General features: G+C 70.0%; 19 protein-coding genes. 11 read left to right on the forward strand and 8 right to left on the reverse strand.

From position 1 onward, the window contains the following. The first annotated feature begins 94 nt into the window (after positions 1 to 94). The 9 genes from VH569_RS29515 (at position 95) to VH569_RS29555 (ending at position 9,274) form a co-directional block, all read left to right on the forward strand. Positions 95 to 589 (forward strand): GFA family protein, encoded by a 495-nt coding sequence (locus VH569_RS29515; protein ID WP_423320160.1) that lies wholly within the window; start codon positions 95 to 97, stop codon positions 587 to 589. Positions 590 to 599: 10 nt separating this feature from the next. After that, positions 600 to 1,337: an extensin family protein gene (locus tag VH569_RS29520; protein ID WP_423320161.1), complete on the forward strand. Its 738-nt coding sequence runs from the start codon at positions 600 to 602 to the stop codon at positions 1,335 to 1,337. 126 nt (positions 1,338 to 1,463) lie between these two features. Further along, positions 1,464 to 1,955, forward strand: a complete 492-nt coding sequence (locus tag VH569_RS29525; RefSeq protein WP_423320162.1) for a BLUF domain-containing protein — start codon at positions 1,464 to 1,466, stop codon at positions 1,953 to 1,955. 135 nt (positions 1,956 to 2,090) lie between these two features. Continuing rightward, on the forward strand, positions 2,091 to 3,572 hold the full coding sequence (locus VH569_RS29530) for a mechanosensitive ion channel family protein (RefSeq protein ID WP_423320163.1): 1,482 nt from the start codon (positions 2,091 to 2,093) through the stop codon (positions 3,570 to 3,572). A gap of 130 nt (positions 3,573 to 3,702) precedes the next feature. After that, positions 3,703 to 5,493 carry an N-acetylglutaminylglutamine amidotransferase gene (locus VH569_RS29535; RefSeq protein ID WP_423320165.1) on the forward strand — a complete coding sequence of 597 codons (1,791 nt, stop codon included), beginning with the start codon at positions 3,703 to 3,705 and terminating at the stop codon, positions 5,491 to 5,493. A gap of 113 nt (positions 5,494 to 5,606) precedes the next feature. Beyond that, positions 5,607 to 7,367, forward strand: a complete 1,761-nt coding sequence (ngg, locus tag VH569_RS29540) for an N-acetylglutaminylglutamine synthetase (protein ID WP_423320166.1) — start codon at positions 5,607 to 5,609, stop codon at positions 7,365 to 7,367. A 45-nt stretch (positions 7,368 to 7,412) separates the two neighbouring features. Then, on the forward strand, positions 7,413 to 8,471 hold the full coding sequence (locus VH569_RS29545; protein ID WP_423320168.1) for an osmoprotectant NAGGN system M42 family peptidase: 1,059 nt from the start codon (positions 7,413 to 7,415) through the stop codon (positions 8,469 to 8,471). A 61-nt stretch (positions 8,472 to 8,532) separates the two neighbouring features. Next, entirely contained in the window at positions 8,533 to 8,880 is a 348-nt protein-coding gene (locus VH569_RS29550) for a nucleotidyltransferase family protein (RefSeq protein ID WP_423320169.1), read from the forward strand. Beyond that, the gene (locus tag VH569_RS29555; RefSeq protein WP_423320171.1) at positions 8,867 to 9,274 is read left to right on the forward strand and encodes a HEPN domain-containing protein; all 408 of its coding nucleotides are present in this window, start codon (positions 8,867 to 8,869) and stop codon (positions 9,272 to 9,274) included. Before VH569_RS29550 ends, VH569_RS29555 begins: the two co-directional genes overlap by 14 nt. A gap of 27 nt (positions 9,275 to 9,301) precedes the next feature. Here VH569_RS29555 and VH569_RS29560 read toward each other — a convergent pair whose 3' ends face one another. The 8 genes from VH569_RS29560 to VH569_RS29595 form a co-directional block, all read right to left on the reverse strand. Beyond that, the gene (locus VH569_RS29560; protein ID WP_423320172.1) at positions 9,302 to 10,789 is read right to left on the reverse strand and encodes a hybrid sensor histidine kinase/response regulator; all 1,488 of its coding nucleotides are present in this window, start codon (positions 10,787 to 10,789) and stop codon (positions 9,302 to 9,304) included. A 269-nt stretch (positions 10,790 to 11,058) separates the two neighbouring features. Further along, entirely contained in the window at positions 11,059 to 11,826 is a 768-nt protein-coding gene (locus VH569_RS29565) for a response regulator transcription factor (RefSeq protein WP_423320174.1), read from the reverse strand. Next, the gene (gene cheB, locus VH569_RS29570) at positions 11,823 to 12,998 is read right to left on the reverse strand and encodes a chemotaxis-specific protein-glutamate methyltransferase CheB (protein ID WP_423320176.1); all 1,176 of its coding nucleotides are present in this window, start codon (positions 12,996 to 12,998) and stop codon (positions 11,823 to 11,825) included. The genes VH569_RS29565 and cheB overlap by 4 nt, the downstream gene beginning before the upstream one ends. Continuing rightward, positions 12,995 to 15,244: a hybrid sensor histidine kinase/response regulator gene (locus VH569_RS29575; RefSeq protein ID WP_423320178.1), complete on the reverse strand. Its 2,250-nt coding sequence runs from the start codon at positions 15,242 to 15,244 to the stop codon at positions 12,995 to 12,997. Before VH569_RS29575 ends, cheB begins: the two co-directional genes overlap by 4 nt. Before the next feature lie 22 nt (positions 15,245 to 15,266). Further along, entirely contained in the window at positions 15,267 to 16,949 is a 1,683-nt protein-coding gene (locus VH569_RS29580; protein WP_423320180.1) for a methyl-accepting chemotaxis protein, read from the reverse strand. A 54-nt stretch (positions 16,950 to 17,003) separates the two neighbouring features. After that, positions 17,004 to 17,684, reverse strand: coding sequence for a chemotaxis protein CheW (locus tag VH569_RS29585; protein WP_423320182.1), 681 nt, complete (start codon positions 17,682 to 17,684; stop codon positions 17,004 to 17,006). Then, positions 17,684 to 19,159 carry a CheR family methyltransferase gene (locus VH569_RS29590; protein WP_423320184.1) on the reverse strand — a complete coding sequence of 492 codons (1,476 nt, stop codon included), beginning with the start codon at positions 19,157 to 19,159 and terminating at the stop codon, positions 17,684 to 17,686. Before VH569_RS29590 ends, VH569_RS29585 begins: the two co-directional genes overlap by 1 nt. Continuing rightward, positions 19,156 to 19,761, reverse strand: a complete 606-nt coding sequence (locus VH569_RS29595; RefSeq protein ID WP_423320185.1) for a chemotaxis protein CheW — start codon at positions 19,759 to 19,761, stop codon at positions 19,156 to 19,158. The genes VH569_RS29590 and VH569_RS29595 overlap by 4 nt, the downstream gene beginning before the upstream one ends. A gap of 205 nt (positions 19,762 to 19,966) precedes the next feature. On the opposite strand from VH569_RS29595, the gene VH569_RS29600 reads away from it, so the two are divergent. Both VH569_RS29600 and VH569_RS29605 read left to right on the forward strand, forming a co-directional pair. Continuing rightward, on the forward strand, positions 19,967 to 20,458 hold the full coding sequence (locus tag VH569_RS29600; protein WP_423320187.1) for a MaoC family dehydratase: 492 nt from the start codon (positions 19,967 to 19,969) through the stop codon (positions 20,456 to 20,458). A gap of 72 nt (positions 20,459 to 20,530) precedes the next feature. Further along, complete coding sequence (locus VH569_RS29605) at positions 20,531 to 21,352, forward strand: FkbM family methyltransferase (RefSeq protein WP_423320188.1); 822 nt, start codon at positions 20,531 to 20,533, stop codon at positions 21,350 to 21,352. Positions 21,353 to 21,361: the final 9 nt, after the last annotated feature.

A 21,361-nucleotide genomic window follows, 5' to 3' on the forward strand; every position in this document is an offset into this window, starting at 1 on the left:
GAATCTTGGATTCCCCCTCACCCTCCCCACCTCCGGTGGGTCCCCTCCCTCTCCCGGGGCGGGAGAGGGCACGCAATTCGCGGAGTCCCCTGCCATGAAACTTTCCGGTTCCTGCCGCTGCGGCGCCGTTCGTTTTACGCTGAACTCGCCGACGCCGGTCCCCTACATGCGCTGCTACTGCACCATCTGCCGCAAGAGTGCCGGCGGCGGGGGATACGCCATCAATCTCGGCGGCGATGCCGACACGCTGGAGGTCGAGGGGCGCGAGGCGGTGGCGACGTGGCGGGCGCCCATCGAAGACCCCGATCATCCGGGCCAGACCCATCTGGGCCCGTCGCACCGGCATTTCTGCACGAAATGCGGCACGGCGCTGTGGGCGGAGGATCCGGCCTGGCCGGAGCTGGTCCATCCCTTCGCCTCGGCCATCGACACGCCGCTGCCGACCCCGCCGGAGCAGGTCCACATCATGCTGGACTTCAAGGCGCCGTGGGTGGAGGTGCCGCAAGGCCCCAACGACGTGCAGTTCGCCCGCTATCCGGAGGAATCGCTGGAGGACTGGCACCGGCGGCACGGGCTGCTCGACCGGTAGACACCGCGCGGTGGCGCGGTTGCTGGGGTGGCTGGCGCTGCTGGTCCTGCTGGCGCTGGGCGGGGCGGCGGCCGGGGTGTGGGCCGGGCTGATCGCGGTGCCGTCCCGCTACGACCCGTGGGCGCGGCTCGATCTGCGGGCGGAGCCGGACTGGCTGACCGGCTTCAAGCTGGCGCGGCTGACCGGCGAGCCGGAGCAATGCCGGGCGGCGCTGGGCGAAACGGGCCTGCGCTTCACCGCCCTGCCCGACCGCCCGTCGGACGAGAACTGCGCGCTCAGCGGCGTGGTGCGGGTGGCGCGGTCGGACCTTTCCGCGCCGGGGGTGGCCTTCAGCAGCGGTTTCATCGCCACCTGCGGGCTGGCCGCCGCCTGGACCCTGTTCGAGGCGAACGCCCTCCAGCCGGCGGCACAGCGGCATTTCGGGCAGAGGGTGGCGCGGGTCGAGCATCTCGGCACCTATGCCTGCCGCAACGTCTATGGCCGGGCGGACGGGCGGCGCAGCGAGCATGCGACGGCCAACGCCATCGACCTCGCCGCCTTCGTGCTGGCCGACGGGACGCGGATCGGCGTGCTGGCCGACTGGGAGGTGAAAGGAGGCAACGGGGCGGACGGGCGCAAGGCGGCCTTCCTGCGCGACCTGCGCAACGGTGCCTGCCGCTTCTTCGACGTGGTGCTGGGCCCCGACTACAACGAGGCGCACCGCAACCATTTCCACCTCGACATGGGCGCCTTCCGCACCTGCCGTTAACGTCCATCCATTCGGACTATATCTGCTGGGTGCGTCAACGATTCTACGAAAGAAAGGGTTATCTCCCGCCGGCTTTGGCCTCACCATCATTATAAGAATCGGCAGAATAAAACTGGGAGGAGGCCGATGTTGACTTTGCTTTATCGAAGCGATGCGGTGCCCCTGCTGCCTTTTTCGGCATTGGCGGACATTTGTGTGCGAAGCTCCACAAGGAATCGTCATCTGGGTGTGACCGGTTTCCTTGTTGAGCATGAGGGAACCTTCCTTCAAGTCCTGGAAGGCGAGCCGGATGCCGTGAATGGATTGTTCGGCCGCATTACGCATGACGAGCGGCACTGCAACATGGCGGTGCTGGGCCGGTGGGAACGGCCGGGACGGGCCTTCGGCTTCTGGGCGATGAATTTCGGCCCGCTGGACGACCCGGCCTTCTGGCAGGGCGAGTTCGCCGAACTGCGCGACGGCGCGGCCTTCCGGCGCAGGAGCGGCGATGCCGAAACCGCGCTGGCCGTTCTGTGCCGCGCCTATGTCTTCGCCGGCACGGTGGCGGGCACCGACCCGGTGATCCGCGGCTTCGTAATGGGCTTTCCGCCGGCAGCGAGGCAGCCGGTGAAGGTGTGAAGGGCAAGTGTGAAGGACCAAGCCCCTGATCGGGCTGGATGGTTTGAATTGATCCCTTGACGGGACGGCGCCTGCTCGTGCCATCGTCGCCCTCGCCCCGGCCCCCGTGGCCAGCCGCCGAGGAGAACCCCGTCGATGACCGCCCTGCGGCGTCTGTCCGCCCCTGCCCTGGTCCTGGCCCTTCTGGCGGCCCTGGTCGCCGCGAAGCCATGGCTGCACCGCCATCTGGAGCCGCTGGTCGGCCCGGATCTCAGCAGCGGGTTCGACATCGCCGTCGCGTCTGCCTCCTGGCTGGTCGCCGCCTGGGGCGGAGCACGGCTGATCGATCTGCTGGCGGCCGGCAACGGCGGGATCGGCCCCGACGGCGCGCCGCGGCCGCCGCGCATCCCGCGGCTGCTCGCCGATTTGATGCGCTTCTTCGTCTATGGCGTCGCCGTGGTGGCGATCCTGGCCTTCGTGTTCGAGCAGCCGGTGACCGGCCTGCTGGCGACCTCCGGCGTCGCCATCGCCGTGCTGGGCTTCGCGCTGCGCAACATGATCGCCGACATCTTCGCCGGCATCGCGCTGAACATCGAACACCCCTACCGCATCGGCGACTGGCTGGAGCTGTCGCCCGGCGTGTCGGGGCGGGTGGACGAGATCAACTGGCGCGCCACCCGGCTGATCGCCGGCGACGGCACCGCCATCGTCGTGCCGAACGGCATCGTCGCCGGCAGCCGCTTCGTCAATTACAGCCGCCCCAGCCCGGCTTTCCGCACCACCGTGCCGATCCTGCTGGACCAGGAGGTGCCGGTGGAGCGCGCCAAGCGCATCCTGCTGTCGGCCATGCTGTGTGCCGACGGCGTGCTGACCACCCCGCGGCCCGACGTGGTGGTGGAGGCGGTGACGCCCAACGGCATCTCCTATCTGGCGCGCTACTGGCTGGACGATTTCGGGCGGGTGGCGCTGGTGCGCGATTCCGTGCTGGCGGCGGTGGTGGGCAACCTCGCCCGCGCCGGGATCGAGCCGGCCCGGCCCAAGCAGGAGATCCGCCGCCGCCAGCCGGCATTGCCCGACACCGACACCCTGCGCCGCGGCCTGCTGCGCCAGACCGAGCTGTTCGACGCCTTCGACGACGACGAGGTCGACGCGCTGGCCCTGGCGATGCGGCAGATCCATGTGCCGGCCGGGTCGCCGGCCGTCCGCCAGGGCGATGCCGGAGAATCGCTGTTCGTCATCGCCGAGGGCGTGTTCGACGTGCAGGTCGCCGCCCCCGCTCCCGCTTTCGCCGCCCCTGCTTTCGCCACCGATGCCATGGACGGGCAGCGGCCGGGAATGCTGCATCTGACGCGGCTTCGGCCGGGCGACCTGTTCGGCGAGATGTCGCTGCTGACCGGCCAGCCGCGCAGCGCCTCGGTGGTCGCCTGCACCGATTCCGTGGTGTTCGAGCTGGCGCGGAGCCATCTCGACCCGGTGCTGCGCCGCCGGCCGGAACTGGCCGAACGGCTGGCCGAGCTGATGGCCGAGCGCCAGAGCCGCAACGCCGCCGAAACCAACCGCCAGCAGGGCGCCGCACCGCCGCCGCCGGTGGAATCGCAGGCCCTGCTGACCCGGCTGCGCGGCTTCTTCGGGCTGTAGACCGCCCGCCGCAAGGGAACCTTGAGCCCTGCCAGCCGTTGTTCCACGCGGGTAGCGGTGGTGCAGTTCGGCCCTTTTTCACGGGTCTGGCGCCCCTTCGTCCTGAACCAACGAGGAGGCTCGACAGCCGATGTGCGGAGTGAGTGGCGAGATTCGTTTCAAATCCGGCGAGGCGGCGAGCACGGCCGCCGTCCAGGCCATGTGCGACCGGTTGGCGCCGCGCGGGCCGGACGGCCATGGCCTGTTCGCCCATGGGCGCGTCGCCTTCGGCCATCGCCGGCTGAAGATCATCGACCTCAGCGAGGCATCGCAGCAGCCGATGGTCGATTCCGCGCTGGGTCTCGCCATCGTCTTCAACGGCTGCATCTACAACCACCGGGAGCTGCGAGAAGAGCTGGCCGGGCTCGGCTACAGCTTTTTCTCCGACGGCGACACCGAGGTCCTGATCAAGGCCTATCACGCCTGGGGACCGGATTTCGTCAAGCGCATGAACGGCATGTTCGCCTTCGCCATCCACGAGCGCGACAGCGGCCGGGTGGTGCTGGGCCGCGACCGGCTGGGCATCAAGCCGCTGTATCTGGCGGACATTCCGGGGGGCTTGCGCTTCGCCTCCTCCCTGCCGGCGCTGGTGGCGTCGGGGGGGATCGACACCGACGTCGATCCGGTGGCGCTGCACCATTACATGAGCTTCCACGCCGTCGTTCCGGCGCCCCACACCATCCTGAAGGGCGTGCGGAAGCTGCCGCCCGCCACAGTGCTGGTGGTGGAGCCGGACGGCACCAAGCGCGAACACACCTACTGGTCGCTGACCTTCGGTCCGCAGGCCGGCGACGAGGGCCGCGACTTCGCCGAGTGGCGCGAGCTGGTGCTGGAGACGCTGACCCGCGCGGTGCGCCGCCGGCTGGTCGCCGATGTGCCGGTCGGCGTGCTGCTGTCGGGCGGGCTGGACAGCTCGCTGATCACCGCCCTGCTGGCCGAAAACGGGCAGAGCGGGCTGAAGACCTTCTCCATCGGCTTCGAGACGGTGGGCGACGAGCGCGGCGACGAGTTCCAGTATTCCGACATCGTCGCCCGGCATTTCGGCACCGACCACCACCGCCTGTTCGTCGACAGCGCCCGCGCCCTGCCGGAGCTGACCGACTGCGTCCGCGCCATGTCGGAGCCGATGGTCAGCCACGACAACATCGGCTTCTTCCTGCTGTCTCAGGAGGTGGCGAAGCAGGTGAAGGTGGTGCAGTCGGGCCAGGGCGCCGACGAGGTGTTCGGCGGCTATCACTGGTATCCGCCGCTGCTGGAGAGCAGGGACGCCGTCGGCGATTACGCCCGCGTCTTCTTCGACCGCGACCATGCGGAGATGGCCGAGGCGCTCGACCCGAGGTTCATCGGCCCGAGATTCATCGAAGACGATCATTCCCGCCGCTGGCTGGAACAACGTTTCGCCATGCCGGGCGCCGAGCGGCCGGTGGACAAGGCGCTGCGGCTCGACACCACGGTGATGCTGGTCGACGATCCGGTGAAGCGCGTCGACAACATGACGATGGCCGCCGGACTGGAAGCGCGCGTGCCCTTCCTCGACCATGAGCTGGTGGAGCTGGCCGCCCGCATCCCGGCGGAGATGAAGCTGCCCGACGGCGGCAAGTATGTGCTGAAGGAAGCGGCGCGAAGCGTGGTGCCCGCGGCGGTGATCGACCGGCCGAAGGGCTATTTCCCGGTGCCGGCGCTGAAATACCTGCGCGGCCCCTTCCTGGAACGGGTGCGCGACGTGCTGAACGCCCCGTCGGCGCGCCAGCGCGGGCTGTTCCGCCGCGACTATCTCGACCGGCTGCTGGCCGATCCGGAACGCCACATCACGCCGCTCAGGGGATCGAAGCTGTGGCAGGTCGCCCTGCTGGAATTCTGGTTCCAGGAACAGGGCCTGTAAGCAGGCGACTCAAAACGACCGACGCTCCGCCGGCACATCCGGATGCGGGCCCCTGAAGGGGACCCCGGATGTTGCCAATGCGTGGAGCCGCATCCGACGACCAGGGGGATCCCATGAGCTACGCCCGCGTGAAACCGCACCGGCTGGAACGCGCCGCCAGCGCCACCCTGCGCCACACCCGCCGCTACACCGGCCGGCCACCGGCGGGAGAGACCGGAGCCGACGCGCCGCGCGCCGATGTGGTGGTGGATTGCGGCTGGGGACGGCTGATCTTCGCCCACACCTTCGACGATCTCGACCGCATGATCGAGACTCTGCGGCAGGAGGCGCCGGGCACCCGCGACATCGTCTTCTATCTGCAGGACCCCCATGTTGCCCTGTCGCGCGCACCGCAGGAGCTGTTTCTCGACCCCTCCCACACCTTCCGCCTGTGGCTGACCGACTACCGGCCGTCGCGGCGCCGGCCGAAGGGCTACAGCGTCCGCCGGCTGCGCACGCGCGAGGATGCCGAGGGGGTGCAGCGCATCTATGCCCGGCGGCGGATGGTGCCGGTCTCCTCCTCCTTCCTGGTGGCGTCGCGCAACAGCCGGGTGCTGACCCATTTCGTCGCCTGCGACGACGCCACCGGCGAGATCATCGGCTCGGTGACGGCGGTGGACCATGCCCATGCCTATGGCGACCCGGAAAACGGCAGCTCGCTCTGGTGCCTGGCGGTCGATCCGCAGGCCTCGTTTCCGGGGATCGGCGAGACGCTGGTCCGCACGGTGGCGGAGCATGTACAGGCGCGCGGCCGTGCCTTCCTCGATTTGTCGGTTCTGCACGACAACGAGAGCGCCATCGCGCTCTATGAGAAGCTGAACTTCCGCCGGATTCCGGCCTTTGCGCTGAAGACCAGGAACCCGATCAACGAGCGGCTGTTCACCGGCCCGCAGCCGGGCGAGCAGTTGAACCCCTATGCCACCATCATCGTCAACGAGGCGCGGCGGCGCGGCATCGGCGTCGATGTGCTGGATGCCGAGGCCGGCTATTTCTGCCTGACCTGGGGCGGGCGCAGCGTGGTGTGCCGGGAATCGCTGAGCGAACTGACCAGCGCCGTCGCCATGAGCCGCTGCGACGACAAGGCGGTGACGCGGCGCGTTCTGGAGCGCGCCAGCCTGAAGGTCCCAGCCCAGGCGGTGGCGGGCGAGCCGGACGAGAATGCCGCCTTCCTGGCGACCCATGGCCGCATCGTGATCAAGCCGGCACGCGGCGAGCAGGGCCGCGGCATCACGGTGGACGTGCGGGACGCCGAGACGATGGAGCGCGCCATCGCATCGGCCCGCCAGCATTGCGACACGGTGCTTCTGGAGCAGTTTTATGAGGGGCAGGATCTGCGGATCATCGTCATCGACAAGAAGGTGGTGGCCGCCGCGGTGCGCCGCCCGGCCGAGGTGACCGGCGACGGCAGCCACACGGTGCGCGAACTGATCGAGGCGCAGAGCCGCCGCCGCGCCGCAGCCACCGGCGGCGAAAGCCACATCCCGCTGGACGCCGAGACCGACCGCTGCCTCGCCGCCGCCAGGAAGAGTTTGGACGACGTGCTGGCGGCGGGCGAGGTGCTGCCGGTGCGCAAGACGGCGAACCTGCACACCGGCGGCACCATCCACGACGTGACCGACAGCCTGCACCCGGAACTGGTGGAGGTGGCGACGGTGGCAGCCCGCGCGCTGGACATTCCGGTGGTGGGCTTCGACCTGCTGGTCGAGGCGCCGGAGCGGCCGGGCCATGTCTTCATCGAGGCGAACGAGCGTCCGGGCCTCGCCAACCACGAACCCCAGCCGACGGCGGAACGTTTCGTCGATATGCTGTTCCCACAGACGCGGGGGGTGCTGTGAGGCCGGCACTCGCCGCGCCACTATCCTGAGGAGGAAAATCCGACCATGGCCGTGCCGCTGCCCATCGACATGGGCTATGTCACCGACGTCCTTTACCGGCTGCTGACGACGCCGAGCCCGACCGGCCACACCGGCGACGTGGTGCGGCTGTGCTGCGCCGAGCTGGAGCGGATGGGCATCCCCTATGAGCTGACGCGGCGCGGCGCCATCCGGGCCGACCTGAAGGGCGTGCGCTCCACCCCCGACCGGGCGCTGGTCGCCCATGTCGACACGCTGGGCGCCCAGGTGAAGATGCTGAAGGACAATGGCCGGATGGAGCTGGTGCCCATCGGCCACTGGTCGTCGCGCTTCGCCGAGGGGGCGCGCTGCACCGTTCTGACCGACCGCGGCCCCTGGCGCGGCACCATCCTGCCGCTGAAGGCGTCGGGCCACACCTTCAACAAGGAGGTCGACAGCCAGCCGGTCACCTGGCAGCAGGTGGAGCTGCGCGTCGACGCCCCGGTCGCCAACCGGCGCGATCTGGAGGAGCGCGGCTTCAACATCGGCGACATCGTGTCGATCGACCCGCAGCCGGAATTCCTGGAGAACGGCTACATCGTCTCGCGCCATCTCGACGACAAGGCGGGGGTGGCGGTGATGCTGGGCGCGGCGAAGGCGGTGGTCGATGCCGGGGCCGCCCTGCCGGTGGACTGCCACCTGCTGTTCACCATCTCCGAGGAGGTCGGGTCCGGCGCCTCGTCCATCCTGCATCAGGACGTGGCGGAGATGGTGACCATCGACAACGGCACCACTGCGCCGGGACAGAACAGCAGCGAGTACGGCGTCACCATCGCCATGGCCGACAGCACCGGCCCCTTCGACATGGCGCTGACCCATTCGCTGATCGCGCTGTGTCAGGCGCAGAACATCCCGCACCAGCGCGACGTCTTCCGCTATTACCGCTGCGACAGCGCGTCGGCCATCGAGGCCGGCAACGACATCCGCACGGCGCTGGTCTGCTTCGGCATCGACGCCTCGCACGGCTACGAGCGCATCCATGCCGACGCGCTGGAAAGCCTGGTGCGGCTACTGGTGCTGTACCTGCAAAGCCCGCCCAGGGATTGAGGGCGGGATTGAGGGGGACGTGACTGGCCTGCTAGACTGGACCCGCTACGGAGAGGACGATATGGCGGGCGCCGAGGGACATGAGCATCTTCGCGCACCGGAAGTGCCGGACGAATTGCTGCGTCCGGTGATTGCCCATTTCCAACCGCGGAAAGTGATCCTGTTCGGGTCGCAGGCAAGGGGCGATGCCGGCGACGACAGCGACTATGACCTGTTCGTGATCGTCGAGGACGATACGCCGCCGGAACGGCTTTCCTGGCGCAGCAAGTACGAAGCCCGCAAGACCTATCACCGGGCGGTCGACATCGTCGCCTGCCGTGCTTCGGTCTTCGAGCGCAAGCGCGGCGTTGCCGGCTCGCTTTCCCACATCGCCGACCGCGAAGGGGTTGTCGTCTATGAACGACAATGACCGCTCGGCGAGTCTGGAAGAGGCCCGCCGCTGGTGGAGGGTGGCCGCGGAGGATCGGCGGGTGGCGCAGGCGTGCCTCGCCATGGATCCACCCTCATTGGGGAACGCCGCCTACCACTGCCAACAGGCTGCCGAGAAGCTGATGAAGGGTCTGCTCGTGTCGGCTGGTCTGGGATTCCGCAAGGTCCACGACCTCGACGAATTGGCCTCGGTCACCGCCCCACTCTATCCGGAGCTTGCGGACGATCTCGACCACTGCCGCCCCTTCACCTCCTGGGCGACGGAATATCGCTATCCGCCTGAGGACGAATCGCCTCCGCCTTCGCCAGACGCGATTTCCGAGGCGCTGGCCGTTCTGGAACGGCTGCTTGCCGCAGCGGCGCGCCTGACCTGAGCACGCCGCAGGGTCGGGCGCGGAGGATCAGCAGCCCGCCGTTCCGTCCCGCCGCACCTCTTCCAGCACGCGGCGCAGGTCGCCGGGGTGCAGCGGCTTGTGCAGGAAGGCGCAGCCGCGGCGCTGGCCCTCCAGCAGGGATTCGGGCGCGGTCTCGCCGGTCAGCACCACCGCCGGGATGTCGGTCTTGAACAGCTTGCGGACGCGGTCGATCACGTCGAAGCCGGACACTTTCCCCGGCAGGCGCAGGTCGGTCAGGATGGCGTCGGGCGGGCCCTCCAGCCCGTCGACCGCGGCGAACACCTCGCGCATGTTGGACGCCGAGACGAAGGCGCAGCCCCAGCTTTCCAGGGTCAGCAGCAGGCCGGACAGCACCATGCTGTCGTCGTCCACCACCAGGATGCGCATGCCGTCCAGCGGCACGGCGGCGGCACCCTGGCCGGCCGAAGCGGCAACGGCCGGGGCGTCGGCGGGTGCCTCCTCCGCCTCCAGCCGCTCGACGGTGACGGCGAAGACCGAGCCGCGGCCGGAGCGCGACTGCACGTCGATGGGGGCGCTCAGCAGGACCGACAGGCGGCGGACGATGGCGAGGCCGAGGCCGAGGCCGCGTGTGGGGTCGCGCGCCGGGTTGGTCAGCTGGTGGAACTCGTCGAAGATGACGTCCAGCTTGTCCTGGGGAATGCCGAAGCCGGTGTCCCACACCTCGATGCGCCAGCGGCCGTCGCGCTTGCGCAGGCCCAGCAGGATGCCACCGCGCTGGGTGTAGCGGATGGCGTTGGCCAGCAGGTTGCGGACGATGCGGCCGAGCAGGACCGGGTCGCTGCGGGTCACCGCCCGGCAGGGCAGATGGACGCGCAGGCGCAGCCCCTTCTCCTCGGCCTGCGGGCGGAATTCGTCGGCCAGCGATTGCAGCAGCGCGTCGAGCGGCACCGCCTGCAAGTCGGCCTCCACCGTGCCGGCATCCAGCGTGGAGATGTCGAGCAGGGCGTTCAGCAGCTGCTCGCCGGCCGTCATCGCGTTGGCCAGCATGCCGGCGGTGCGCGAGGCCCGGGCGTTGCCCTCCACCTGGTTGGTCAGGGCATCGAGGAACAGGCGCATCGCCTGGAAGGGCTGGCGCAGGTCGTGGCTGGCCGAGGCCAGGAAGCGGGAGCGCGCCGCGGTGGTGCGCGCCACCTCCGCCCGCATGGTCTCGGCCATCTGGGCGATGGCGCCGTCCAAGGTCGCGGTCGCCAGCACGCCGACCACCCGGCCGTCGACCAGCAGCGGCGTCGCGCGCAGGCCGATCGGCGGTTCGCTGGGCAGGGTCAGCCGGACGCTGTCGGGGGGAGAAGCCGGGCTGTCGGCGGTTCCCTCGCGGTAGAGCGGGCGCAGCGCCTCGGCCACCGCGGTCCAGCCGCCCGGCAGCAGGTTCGGCCCGCTTTCATCACGGGCGGCGGCGCGCGGGCGGTTCAGCAGGGTCGCCAGCGACTCGTTGCAGCGGACGGCGGCCATCTCCGGCCCGCCGACCACCAGCATGGTCGGAACCGTCCCGGCCGCGCAGACGCGCCGGGCATTCTCGAGGCACTCGCGATACCGAAGATCGGTCGGGGACGTGGGGGTGGCCGAAGATCGGTGCATCGCGTCGGTGTCTCTTGCGTCGGTGTCTCTGGAGATCGGGGGCTCGTGGATGGGCTGGAGGCTGATCGCCATGGGCACCTGTCGGACCGTCGGACAGTTTCGAAAAGCCCGCAGAGAATAAACGGACAAGACGGCTTTCGAAATCAAACGATGGCCCTACTCCCCTCCTATGCGGAAGGTGCAGGACGCGGCAAACGGATAAGATGGTCCTCGACGAAGTATTTGCGCCGAAGAAGCGCCATCAGCCTGATCTTGAGGACATCCATCGTCTGTGCCTTACCAACGAAATCGTCGGCTCCGGCGTTCAGACTGATCATCAGTTGTTCCTCATCGTCCTGGCTGGTCAGGATGACGATTTGGAAGAACAGGCCGCGCTGGCGGCGGAACCTGTCGAATCTTTCGCAGAGCTGGGTGCCGCTGGTGCCCGGCATCACCAGATCCAGGATGACGCAGTCCAGCGCGCCGCCGGCCAGCGCCGCCACCGCCTCGTCGGCGTTGCGGGCAGCGGTGACGGTGCAGCCCTCCTGCTCCAGCTCGGCGCGCAGGAATTCGCGGTAGGTCGCGCTGTCGTCGACGATCAGGATGCGGGCGCGGCGGAAGATCTCCGGCGCCGTCGGCGGGGCGCTGCGCCGCTCGATCAGCGCGCAGGCGGTCTCCACCACCGCCTTGGGGTCGGAGGGATCGCTCTCCCCCTGCCCGCGGCCGAGCACGATGACGGCGGCGTCGGTGCGGGCGCGCAGCTCGGCCAGGCCGGTCGGGCCGGCAAGCTCGCCCTCGACGATCAGCAGATCCTGCGGGGTGCCGGCGATCTCCGCCAGGGCAGGTTCGACGCCTTCGACGCAGACGGTCTCCACGCCACGTTCCTCGAGCAGCAGCTTCAGCAGAAGCCCCTGCGTCTGGGAACCCATGACAACCAGGGTGCGGGGTCCGTTCATGACGCCATCTTATCGTCGGAGGTCAATTGCAGCAGCCGTCCGGCCACCCGGTCGAGGGGCAGTTCCTCCACCGCGCCGCCCAGCCGCACCGCGGTGCCGGGCATGCTGTGGATCACCGCCGTAGAGGCATGTTCGGCTATGGTGTAGGCGCCGGCCGTGCGCATGTCCACCAGCCCTCTCGCGCCGTCCTCGCCCATTCCGGTCAGCAGCACGCCGATGCCGGACGCACCGTAGGCGCGCGCCATCGACTGGAACAGCACCTCGCCCGACGGGCGCTGGCCGCACACCATCGGGTCGGCCGTCAGGCGCAGCGTGGCGCCGTCAACCAGCAGGTGCCGGTCGCCCGGCGCGACATAGACCGTGCCGGGCCGCGGGGGCAGCCCGGCCTCCCCCAGCCGCACCGGCAGGGCGGAGACGGTGCCGAGCCAGCTGGCGAAGCCGGCCATGAAGGGCGCGCCCATATGCTGGACCACGAAGACCGGCATCGGGAAATCGGCCGGCAGATCGCGGAGGATCTTCGCCAGCGCCGCCGGCCCGCCGGTGGAGGCGACGAGGCCGAGCGCACGGAAGCGCCGGAGCCGGCCGTCGGGCGCCACCGCCTCGTCCGGGAGCCTGTTGTCCGGCAGCCTGCTGTCCGCCAGCCTGTTGTCCTGAGACGGGGCGTCCGCGGACGCTCCTGCGGACATGCCGGAGGCGGGGCGCGCGGCGCGGGCGGTGATGCGGTGGCGGATCACCTTCACCTGGCTCATGATGACCAGCTGGGTGCAGAGATGGTGCGCCACCGTCTGGTAGTCGGCGCGCGCCATGCTGCCCGGCTTCTCCACCACCGCCAGCGCGCCGGCCTGGAGCGCCCGCATCGGGATGTCGAGGTCGCGCACGTCCGACGCCACCACCACGATCGGCAGCGGGGTCTGCCGCATGATGCGGCTGGTCACCTCGAACCCGTCGATGCCCGGCAGGCGGATGTCGAGCGACACCACGTCGGGCGCCGTCCGCTCGATCATGCGCAGCGCCTGTTCGCCGCTCGACGCGATGCCCGCCACCTCCAGCCGCGGGTCGGCGCCGATGACGTGGCTCAGCAGCTGCTGGATGACCGGGCTGTCCTCGACCACCAGCACGCGGATGCGACGGGTACCGGTGGTGAGGGGTCCGCCGTTCGTCTGGCCGCTCACAGCAGCCGCCGGATGCCGGCCAGAAGCTCGTTCTGGTCGAATCGCGTCTTGACGATGTAGGCGTCGGCGCCGAGCCGCAGGCCGCGCTCGCGGTCCTCGTCGCTGGCGCGCGAGGTGACCAGGATCACCGGGATCTCTTCCAGCCGCTTGTCAGCCTTCACCGCCTGCAACAGGGCGAAGCCGTCCATCCGGGGCATCTCGACGTCGCTGATGATCAGGCCAACCTCCATCCCTTCCGACAGGCGCTCCAAAGCCTCGCGCCCGTCCACGCACAGCGTCACCCGATAACCATGGGCTTCGAGGATGCTCTTTTCCAGCGTGCGGGTGGTGATGCTGTCATCGACAACCAGGATATGCGCCCGGGCAGGGGTCGCCTCTTCGGCCGGGCGGGCCGGGGCCGGCAGGGTGCTGCCGGGCAGCGGCATCAGGCCCGGAATGTTCAGCACCAGCGCCGGTCCGCCATCGTCCATCAGCACGGTGCCGAGATAGCGACCGCTGTCCAGCCCGGTCTCCTCCGCCGCCGTCACCACCGTCTCGCGCGTGGCGACGAAGCGGTCGACCGCCAGCGCCAGCCGCCGGTCCCCCGCCCGCACCACGACCAGCGACAGCCCGCGCTCGGCCGACGGCACCACCGGCGCCTCCATGCCCAAGAGGGCGGCCAGCGAGGTGACGGGGATTTCCTCATCGCCGATCCGGGTCATCGGCGTGCCGGTGCCGGAGAACAGCGACTGCGCGCTGGCGGTGCGCAGGCGGACGACGTCGGCGGACGGGATCGCCAGGGTCTGGTCCTGCACCAGCACGAAGACGAGACGCTGGCTCAGCAGGCTGAGCGGCACCTCGATGGTGACCGCGGTGCCGCCGTCCGCGCGGTCGGCGATGGTCAGGTTGCCCTGCAGCCGCTCCACTTCGCGCCTGGCGATGGCGAGCCCCATGCCGCGCCCGGCCAGCTCGGTGGTCTGGGCGGCGGTGGAGAAGCCGGGATGGAACAGGAACTCGGTCAGCCGCTCCTGCGGCATCTCCGCGCCGGTCGACAGGTCGGCGGCGTCGATCAGGCCGCGCTCGGCCGCCTTGCGCAGGATCGCCGCGCGGTCCAGCCCGCGGCCGTCATCCTCGATGCGCAGGCGCAGGCGCGCCCCCTCCACCGAGGCGGCGATGGTGACGCGCGCCGCCGGCCGCTTGCCCAGCGCCAGCCGCTCAGCCGGCGTCTCGATGCCGTGGCTGATGGCGTTGCGGGCGATGTGCAGGATCGGGTCCTTCAGCCGTTGCAGCACGGTGCGGTCGGCCTCGACCTCCAGCCCGCGGACATCGACCTCGACCTCCTTGCCTTCGGCCCGGCTGATGTCGCGGACCATGCGGCCGAGGCCGCTCAGCTGGTTTTCCGCCGGCAGCATGCGCAGGCGCCGCATGTCCTGCTGAAGACCGCCGCCCCAGCGCCGCATCGACCACAACAGCCGGTCGTGGCTGCGGTGCGCGCTGTCGAGCGCGCCGCCGAGCGCGCGGAAGCGGCGTTCGAAAGCCATCAATGCCGGCAGCGCGCCGCGCCCGTCCAGCGCGCTGGGCAGCGCGTCGGCCCCCGCCCCCGCATCGGCCCGGACGCCGCGGCCGATCTGAACGCGCAGATGCCGCCATGCCCGGTCGAGCGCCCGCCATTCGCGGCGCATCGTGCGAAGCTGTTCGCCGAGGCCGGCCTGGGCTTCCACCTCCGGCAGAAGGGCCGACGCGGTTTCCGACAGGCGCTCCAGCCCCTGCGCCGCGATGCGGACCAGGGCGGCGCTGTCGGCGTCGGCGGCGCGGTCGCGCTGGGCCGGCGGGCGGCGGACGGCGGCGCGGGCGGCGGCGGGAGACGGAGCCGGGACCGATCCGCCGCTGCGGCCGGCGGCCAGCGCGTCGAGATCGGCCAGCACCCCGGCGGTCTCCACCGGGTCGCCGCCCTGGAGCGACCAGGCGACCAGATCCTCGATGGCGTCGAGCGAGCGGCGGACCACGCCGACGCTGGCGGGGTCGAGCGGGATCTCGCCCTTCTGCACGGCGATGAAGGCGGCCTCCAGCCGGTGGGAGATCGCCTCCACCTCCGGCAGGTCGACGGCGCGGGCGGCGCCCTTCAGGCTGTGGGCGCGCCGGTGGATGTCGACGAGATCCGGCGCATCGCCCGTCGCCTCCGCATCGCGGAGCGCGTTGCGGATCGCGGCGAGATGGTCCTTGTGCTCCAGGTCGAAGGCGGCGAGCAGGCGCTGGCGGATGTCCATCAGGGGCCTCGGCGGTGCATCGTCACACCTGATAGTTCCGCACCGCCTCGACCAGACCCTGGCCGAGGTTGTTCAGGTTGGCAGCGGCGCCCTCCAGCTGGCGGGTGCCGGCCGCCGTCTGGCTGCTGGCCTCGCGGATGTTCTGGAGCGCCTGGATCACCTGCTCCAGGCCGATCTGCTGCTGGTTGGTGCCGGCGACGATCTGCTGGAAGGCCAGCACGCTCTCCTGGATGTTCTCCGCCATGGTGCGGATGGTCGACTGGGTGGCGTCGGTCTGGCGCTTGCCGGCGGCGACGCGCTTGACCGCCTCCTCCGTCAGCATCACCGACGCGTTGATGCCGTGCTGGATCTCCGACAGGTTGGAACGGACCTGGGAGGTCGCCTCCTTCGACTGGTCGGCCAGGCTCTTGATCTCGCCGGCGACGATGGAGAAGGTGCGGCCATGCTCGCCCGCCGCCGCCGCCTCGATGGCGGCGTTCAGCGCCAGCAGGTGGCAGCGCTCGGCGATGTCGTTCACCGTGACGATGATCTCGCCGATGGCCTGGGTGCGTTCGGACAACATGACGATGTTCTCGGCCACCGCCTCGGCCTGTTCGCGGATGGCGTCCATCGCCTGGATGGTGTCGTCCACCGCCTTCATGCCGGAATGGCTGGAGGCCGCCACCGTCTGGGCGCCATGGGAAACGTCCTGGGCGCGGCGATTGATCTGGGCGCCGGACTCGGTGATCTCCGACAGGGTCGCCGTGGTCTGCTCGACCGCGGCCAACTGTTCGGCGACGCTGGCCGACTGCTGCTGGGTCGAGGCGCGGATCTGGGCGGTGGCGGCGTGGACGCTCTCGGCCGTCTCCCGCGTGGTGCGGGCCATCGACTTCAGCCGGCCGGCCATTTCGTTCAGATGCTGGCCGAGGATGGCGAGTTCGTCCTTGCCGGCGATCATGATCTCCTGCGTCAGGTCGCCGTGCCCGACCTTGGTGACGAAGTCGATGGCGCGGCCGAGCCGGCGGGTGATGGAGCTGCCGATGGTGTAGGCGACCCCCACCGCGATCAGGAAGACGGCCACCAGCGCGATGACCGAGGACTGGATGGCGGAGTTGTAGATCGCCCGGATGTCGTCGCGGCCGGCGGCGGTCAGATGGTCGATGGCGGTCTGGGCGGCGTCGATGCGCTGCTCCATCAGCTTGCGCAGCTCGTCCACCCGCTGGCGGCGCTGGAGCGCCTCGGAGACCTGGTTGCGCTCCAGCAGGGTGTAGATGGTCCGCGCCTCGTCGCCCACCGCGCCGATGGCGCGGTTCATCTCGGTCACCGAAGTGTCCAGCTCCACCCAGCCCTTGCGGCGGCTGTCGGTCACGCTGTTCTGCGAGCGTTCGGCGACCATCGAGCGCAGCTTGCCCAACGTCTCGCGCAGCTTGAGCCCGGTCTGTTCATATTGGCTGCGCATCGGCGCCATGATGGCCGGGATGTCGGCGGCCCGCCCCTCGGCATTGGCGACCGACACCGCGTTCAGCGCCGCTTCCCGTGTGCTGCGCAGTTCCGCCTGCTGGTTGCCGACCTGCACCACCATATCGGCGGCCTCGGTGTCGTAGCTGGACACCGCCATGATGACCGACAGCGCGTCGGAGAAGCGCGACATCTGGTAGAGCGCCAGCAATGCGGTCAGGACACAGACGACGCCGAATCCCAGGACCAGCTTGTGTGCGACTTTCATGTTCATTCTTCCACTCCGGCCCCAGGCGGTTTTTTAAGGTGGATCGGGCGCTTTTCAGGTCTTCACGAGGTCGAGCAAGGCGGCCATGTCGAGGATCGCCATGCGATCGGCGGTGATCGCCCGGACCAGCGGCCCGGCCTCCGCCGGGACGGAGGTCCGCGGCAACGCGATGTCGGCCACCCGCTCGACCTCGTGCAGGCGCAGGGCGGCCGGACGGCCGGTGCCGGTGCGCAGGACGATGGCGTAGCCGGGGGCATAACCGGGCCGGTCGATCCCGGCGGCGGCGGCATGCGTCCCGCTGCACAGGCCGTCGAGATCGAACAGCCGCATCACCTTGCCGGCGACGGCGATCACGCCGAGGATTGCGGGCGGCGCGCCCGGCACGCGGGCCAGCCGCGGCATCGGCACGATATGGCCGAGATGGCGCAGCTCCAGCCCATAGAGGGTCTCGGCGCCGCGGGCGACCAGCATCGGCGTGCCGGTGCCCGCCTCGTCGTCGCGCTGCGGGACTTCGGCCAGCTCCTGCGCCCGGCGGGCCAGCACGGCGTCGGCCCAGGGACCGCGGCCGGCGAAGGTCTCCTCCAGGTCGGCGCTGCGGTGCGCCACCTTGTCGCGCACCGCGTCCCAGTCGATGGAGGCCCGGACCGAGCCCCGGTTGGCGGCACGGTCGGGCGATGCGCTGTCGAGGGCCGCGATGAGCGGCGCGGCCCCTGCGCCGGCAAGCGTCTCGTCCATCAACCCTCCTCACCGGTCAGCCAGAGGTCCAGCATGCCGCGCAGCTCCTGCACGGTCAGGCCGCCGCCTTCCGTCACCGCCTCGCCGTCGGCGCGGTTCTCCAGCGCCTCGCGCGCGTTGCGGAAATGGCGCTGGGCCGGGACCAGCCGGCCGCGCCGCCAATAGGCCAGCGCCAGATGATAGTCGGCCAGGACGAAGCGCGGATCGAGATAAAGCGCCCGCTTGAAGGCCGCCACCGGGTCGCCGACGCCCAGCTCCTCCTCCACCAGACCCAGCTGGTAGTGGGCGGCGGGGTCGAGCCGCTGCGCCTCGACCCGTGCCAGACAGGCTTCCAGCTGCGAGGAGCGCTCGCCGGTCTCGGCCGCATCCGGCGGAGCGGGCACCCCGGACGAGGGAGAGGCGGACGAGGGAGAGGCGGATTGGGGGGAAGCGGGAGAGCGGGATTGCGGGCCGACGGATTGCGAGGCGGAAGCGGCATTGCCCGCGGATCGCGGCGCAGGCTTCGCCGGGGCTCTCGCGGCGCGGCGCGGTGCTGCGGCCAGGGTCTGCGCGGCAGCCGCCGGGCTCGGGGTGGCCTTGCGGCTGACCGCGGCCGTGACCGGCGGTTCGGCCTGCTTGCGGTAGAGGGTGGCGCCGGGGACCGACACCGGGATGAACAGCTCGTTCATCTGCGGCCCGGCCTCGGCATGGCCGACCACCAGCCAGCCGCCGTCGGCCAGCGCCTTGTGCAGGTTGCCCAGCAGCCGGTGCCGCGTCGCCTCGTCGAAATAGATCATGACGTTGCGGCACAGGATGATGTCGAAATGCCCGATCCCGTGCGGGTAGGAGGGAATCGCCCCCTCCACGAGATTGAAGGGCATGAAGGTCGTCCATTGCCGGTATTTCGGCTTCACCGACCACAGCCTGTCCTGGCGGTCGAAACAGGCCTCCAGCGTGTCCGGCGACAGGCCGCGCACCGCCCAGTCGCCATAGGCGCCGCGCCGCGCCTGCTCCAGGAAGGCGTTGTTGATGTCGGTGCCGACGATGTGGACCTGCCACCCCTCCAGCTGGCTGGCGAAATGCTGCTTGAGCAGGATTTCGATGGTGTAGGCTTCCGGCCCGATGGAGCAGCCGGCGCTCCAGATCCGCAGCAGGCGGCTCGACTGGTTGCGGCGGATGCATTCGGGGATGGCGACGGCGCGGAGCGCGTCGAACTGCTCGATGTAGCGGAAGAAGAAGGTCTCCCCCACCGCCAGCTCGTTGATCAGTCCCTGATATTCCGCGCCGCCCGGCCCCTCCGCCTCCAGTGCGGCCAGATAGCCGGCGACGGTGGTGACGGTGCCGAAGGGCAGCCGGCGGTTGATCCGCTCGGCGAAGGCGGCGTCCTTGTCGGCGTAATAGGCAAGACCGGTGGCATCGATCACCATCGCCTTCAGGCGCGGGAAATGCGGGTCGCGGCGGATCGCCTCGATGGTTGCGGCAGGGTTGGCCATCATGCGGCACCGTTTCCGAGGGATGCCTCGTCGCCTGCCTCGGCGGGGAGCTGCCACTGCGCCAGCCGGCGTTCCGCCGACGCACGGAAGGCGTCGAGCAGCCGGCCCTCCGCCTCGCTCAGCAGCCGGTCGGGGTCGAGCAGGGTCACGCTGCCGCCACGGCCGGTCACCCGGTCCGGAAAGGCACCGGCGGCGCAGCCGTTGAAGCTCAGCGCCGGGTCGGACTGCGTGCGCTCCGCCGGCTCCACCAGCGTGTCGCCATGGACCTGATCGGCCAGCAGCGCCGCCGGCCTGCCCTGCCAGGTGATCAGGAGAAGCGGCGAATAGAGGCCGGGGGCCGCTCCCCCCGCCACGGAGCCGAACGGCACGAGATCGAGCAGGACATCCAGGCGCAGGACCGGCACCACCTCGCCCTGGTAGCGGAAGACGCCCTCCACCGGCAGCGGCGCGGTCGGCAGCCGGTCCAGCCGCGGCAACGGCAAAAAGCGCCGCACGGCTTCCACCGGCAGCGCCAAGGCTTGCCCGGCAACCGAAAACACGACGCAACGGAATGGCGGCGGCATCGACGTGCCTTGGGAGGTACTGTGCGCAGAGAGTGGTGACATCCGTCCGTCGATGGTCTGGAATCCGACCGGGAACATGCCCGATCACAACAGGAATGCGAATTACGCCAAAGGTTTACGCCGTAGGGCCTATGCCCTGGCCGTGATGTCCCTGCCCTTTGCCGGATGCGTCGGGCGGGCTACTCTCCGGCGCCAACGACAAAACCCGATCGGCAAGACCCGATCGGCAAGACCCGATCGGCAAGCCATGACCAAGGGGAGAAACGAGACGATGCCCGGCCGCCATTTCGAGGATTTCCGCATCGGCGAGGTGTTCGACTCAGAAGGGGCGACCCTGACCGAAAGCCAGATCATGGATTTCGCCCTGCGCTTCGACCCGCAGCCCTTCCACATCGACACTGTCGCGGCGGCGGACGGGCCGTTCCAGGGGCTGATCGCCAGCGGCTTCCACACGCTGTCGCTGACCTTCCGGCTGTTCCGCGACATCGGGCTGATCACCGGCACCAGCCTGGGCGGATCGGGGATGGACGAGCTGCGCTGGCTGCGGCCGGTGCGGCCCGGCGACACCATCCGCGTCCGGGTGGAGGTGGTGGAGACGATCCCGTCGCGCCGCGGCGGCCGCGGCACGGTGCGGCTGGCCTACACCACGCTGAACCAGCGCGGCGAGCCGGTGATGACCTGCATCATGAACCACATCATCGCCGGCCGGAGCCCTGGGGAGCCGACCGTCGAGGTCTGAGGAGCGCCGCCGTTTGATGCCCGGCCGGCGTCGGATATGATGGCGCGTCCCCAGTTGCGAGGCTTTGCCGTCATGCTTCCGAATGCCACCGTGGTGGAAACCAAGACGGGCCGGTTCCTGCTGTTCGATACCATCGACGGCATCACCGGCCACCTGCGCCGCGACGGCCAATGGGAGCCGGTGACGCAGATGGTCGCCAAGGCGCTGGTGCATATCGGGGATGGGGGCGGCACCATCGTGGACGGCGGCGCGAATGTCGGCGCCTTCACCATCCCGATGGCCCTGGCCTTCCGCGACAGCCACCGCGTGGTCAGCTTCGAAGTGCAGCGGCCACTTTACCATCTGCTCTGCGGGTCGGTCGCGCTGAATGGACTGGATACCGTCCTGGTCCACAATCTGGCGCTGGGCGAACGGATGGACATGATCGGGATTCCCATCCCCGATTACTCCAACGACCGCAATCTGGGCGCGCTCAGCCTCGATCCCGAGGTGAGACGTGCCCGCCGCGAGGTCGGGATGGGCTGCGATACCGACTTGCCGGAAGCGCGGATGGGGCAGGCCAGCATGGCGCGGCTGGACGATTTCGGCATCGGCGACCTTGCCCTGCTGAAGCTGGACGTCGAGGGGATGGAGCTGCCGGTTCTGAAAGGCGCCGCGGAGACGCTGAAACGGAGCGGCTATCCGCCGGTCCTGTTCGAGCTGTGGGACGCCGAGGCCATACCCGGCATCCGCGCCTCGCAGGAGGCGCTGCTGTCCTATCTGCAAGGGCTTGGTTACGAATTGCTGCTCTGCGGCGAAATGGCGATCGCCCAGCATCTGAGCCGGCGGTCCTACCTGAGGCTGCGGGTGGAGGGCGGCGGTCAACGCCAGACCTTCGAACAGGCGGTGCGGTAGCGGCCTGCC

Source organism: Azospirillum sp. 11R-A, assembly GCF_049472615.1.
Lineage (GTDB): Bacteria > Pseudomonadota > Alphaproteobacteria > Azospirillales > Azospirillaceae > Azospirillum > Azospirillum palustre.

Bases quoted from the DNA above. Each gene is read 5' to 3' on its own strand.
- VH569_RS29515 (WP_423320160.1), top strand. From the start codon at position 95: ATGAAACTTTCCGGTTCCTGCCGCTGCGGCGCCGTTCGTTTTACGCTG.
- VH569_RS29525 (WP_423320162.1), top strand. From the start codon at position 1,464: ATGTTGACTTTGCTTTATCGAAGCGATGCGGTGCCCCTGCTGCCTTTT.
- VH569_RS29530 (WP_423320163.1), top strand. From the start codon at position 2,091: ATGACCGCCCTGCGGCGTCTGTCCGCCCCTGCCCTGGTCCTGGCCCTT.
- VH569_RS29535 (WP_423320165.1), top strand. From the start codon at position 3,703: ATGTGCGGAGTGAGTGGCGAGATTCGTTTCAAATCCGGCGAGGCGGCG.
- ngg (WP_423320166.1), top strand. From the start codon at position 5,607: ATGAGCTACGCCCGCGTGAAACCGCACCGGCTGGAACGCGCCGCCAGC.
- VH569_RS29545 (WP_423320168.1), top strand. From the start codon at position 7,413: ATGGCCGTGCCGCTGCCCATCGACATGGGCTATGTCACCGACGTCCTT.
- VH569_RS29550 (WP_423320169.1), top strand. From the start codon at position 8,533: ATGGCGGGCGCCGAGGGACATGAGCATCTTCGCGCACCGGAAGTGCCG.
- VH569_RS29555 (WP_423320171.1), top strand. From the start codon at position 8,867: ATGAACGACAATGACCGCTCGGCGAGTCTGGAAGAGGCCCGCCGCTGG.
- VH569_RS29560 (WP_423320172.1), bottom strand. From the start codon at position 10,789: ATGCTGGTGGTCGGCGGGCCGGAGATGGCCGCCGTCCGCTGCAACGAG.
- VH569_RS29565 (WP_423320174.1), bottom strand. From the start codon at position 11,826: ATGAACGGACCCCGCACCCTGGTTGTCATGGGTTCCCAGACGCAGGGG.
- VH569_RS29575 (WP_423320178.1), bottom strand. From the start codon at position 15,244: ATGGACATCCGCCAGCGCCTGCTCGCCGCCTTCGACCTGGAGCACAAG.
- VH569_RS29580 (WP_423320180.1), bottom strand. From the start codon at position 16,949: ATGAAAGTCGCACACAAGCTGGTCCTGGGATTCGGCGTCGTCTGTGTC.
- VH569_RS29585 (WP_423320182.1), bottom strand. From the start codon at position 17,684: ATGGACGAGACGCTTGCCGGCGCAGGGGCCGCGCCGCTCATCGCGGCC.
- VH569_RS29590 (WP_423320184.1), bottom strand. From the start codon at position 19,159: ATGATGGCCAACCCTGCCGCAACCATCGAGGCGATCCGCCGCGACCCG.
- VH569_RS29595 (WP_423320185.1), bottom strand. From the start codon at position 19,761: ATGTCACCACTCTCTGCGCACAGTACCTCCCAAGGCACGTCGATGCCG.
- VH569_RS29600 (WP_423320187.1), top strand. From the start codon at position 19,967: ATGACCAAGGGGAGAAACGAGACGATGCCCGGCCGCCATTTCGAGGAT.
- VH569_RS29605 (WP_423320188.1), top strand. From the start codon at position 20,531: ATGCTTCCGAATGCCACCGTGGTGGAAACCAAGACGGGCCGGTTCCTG.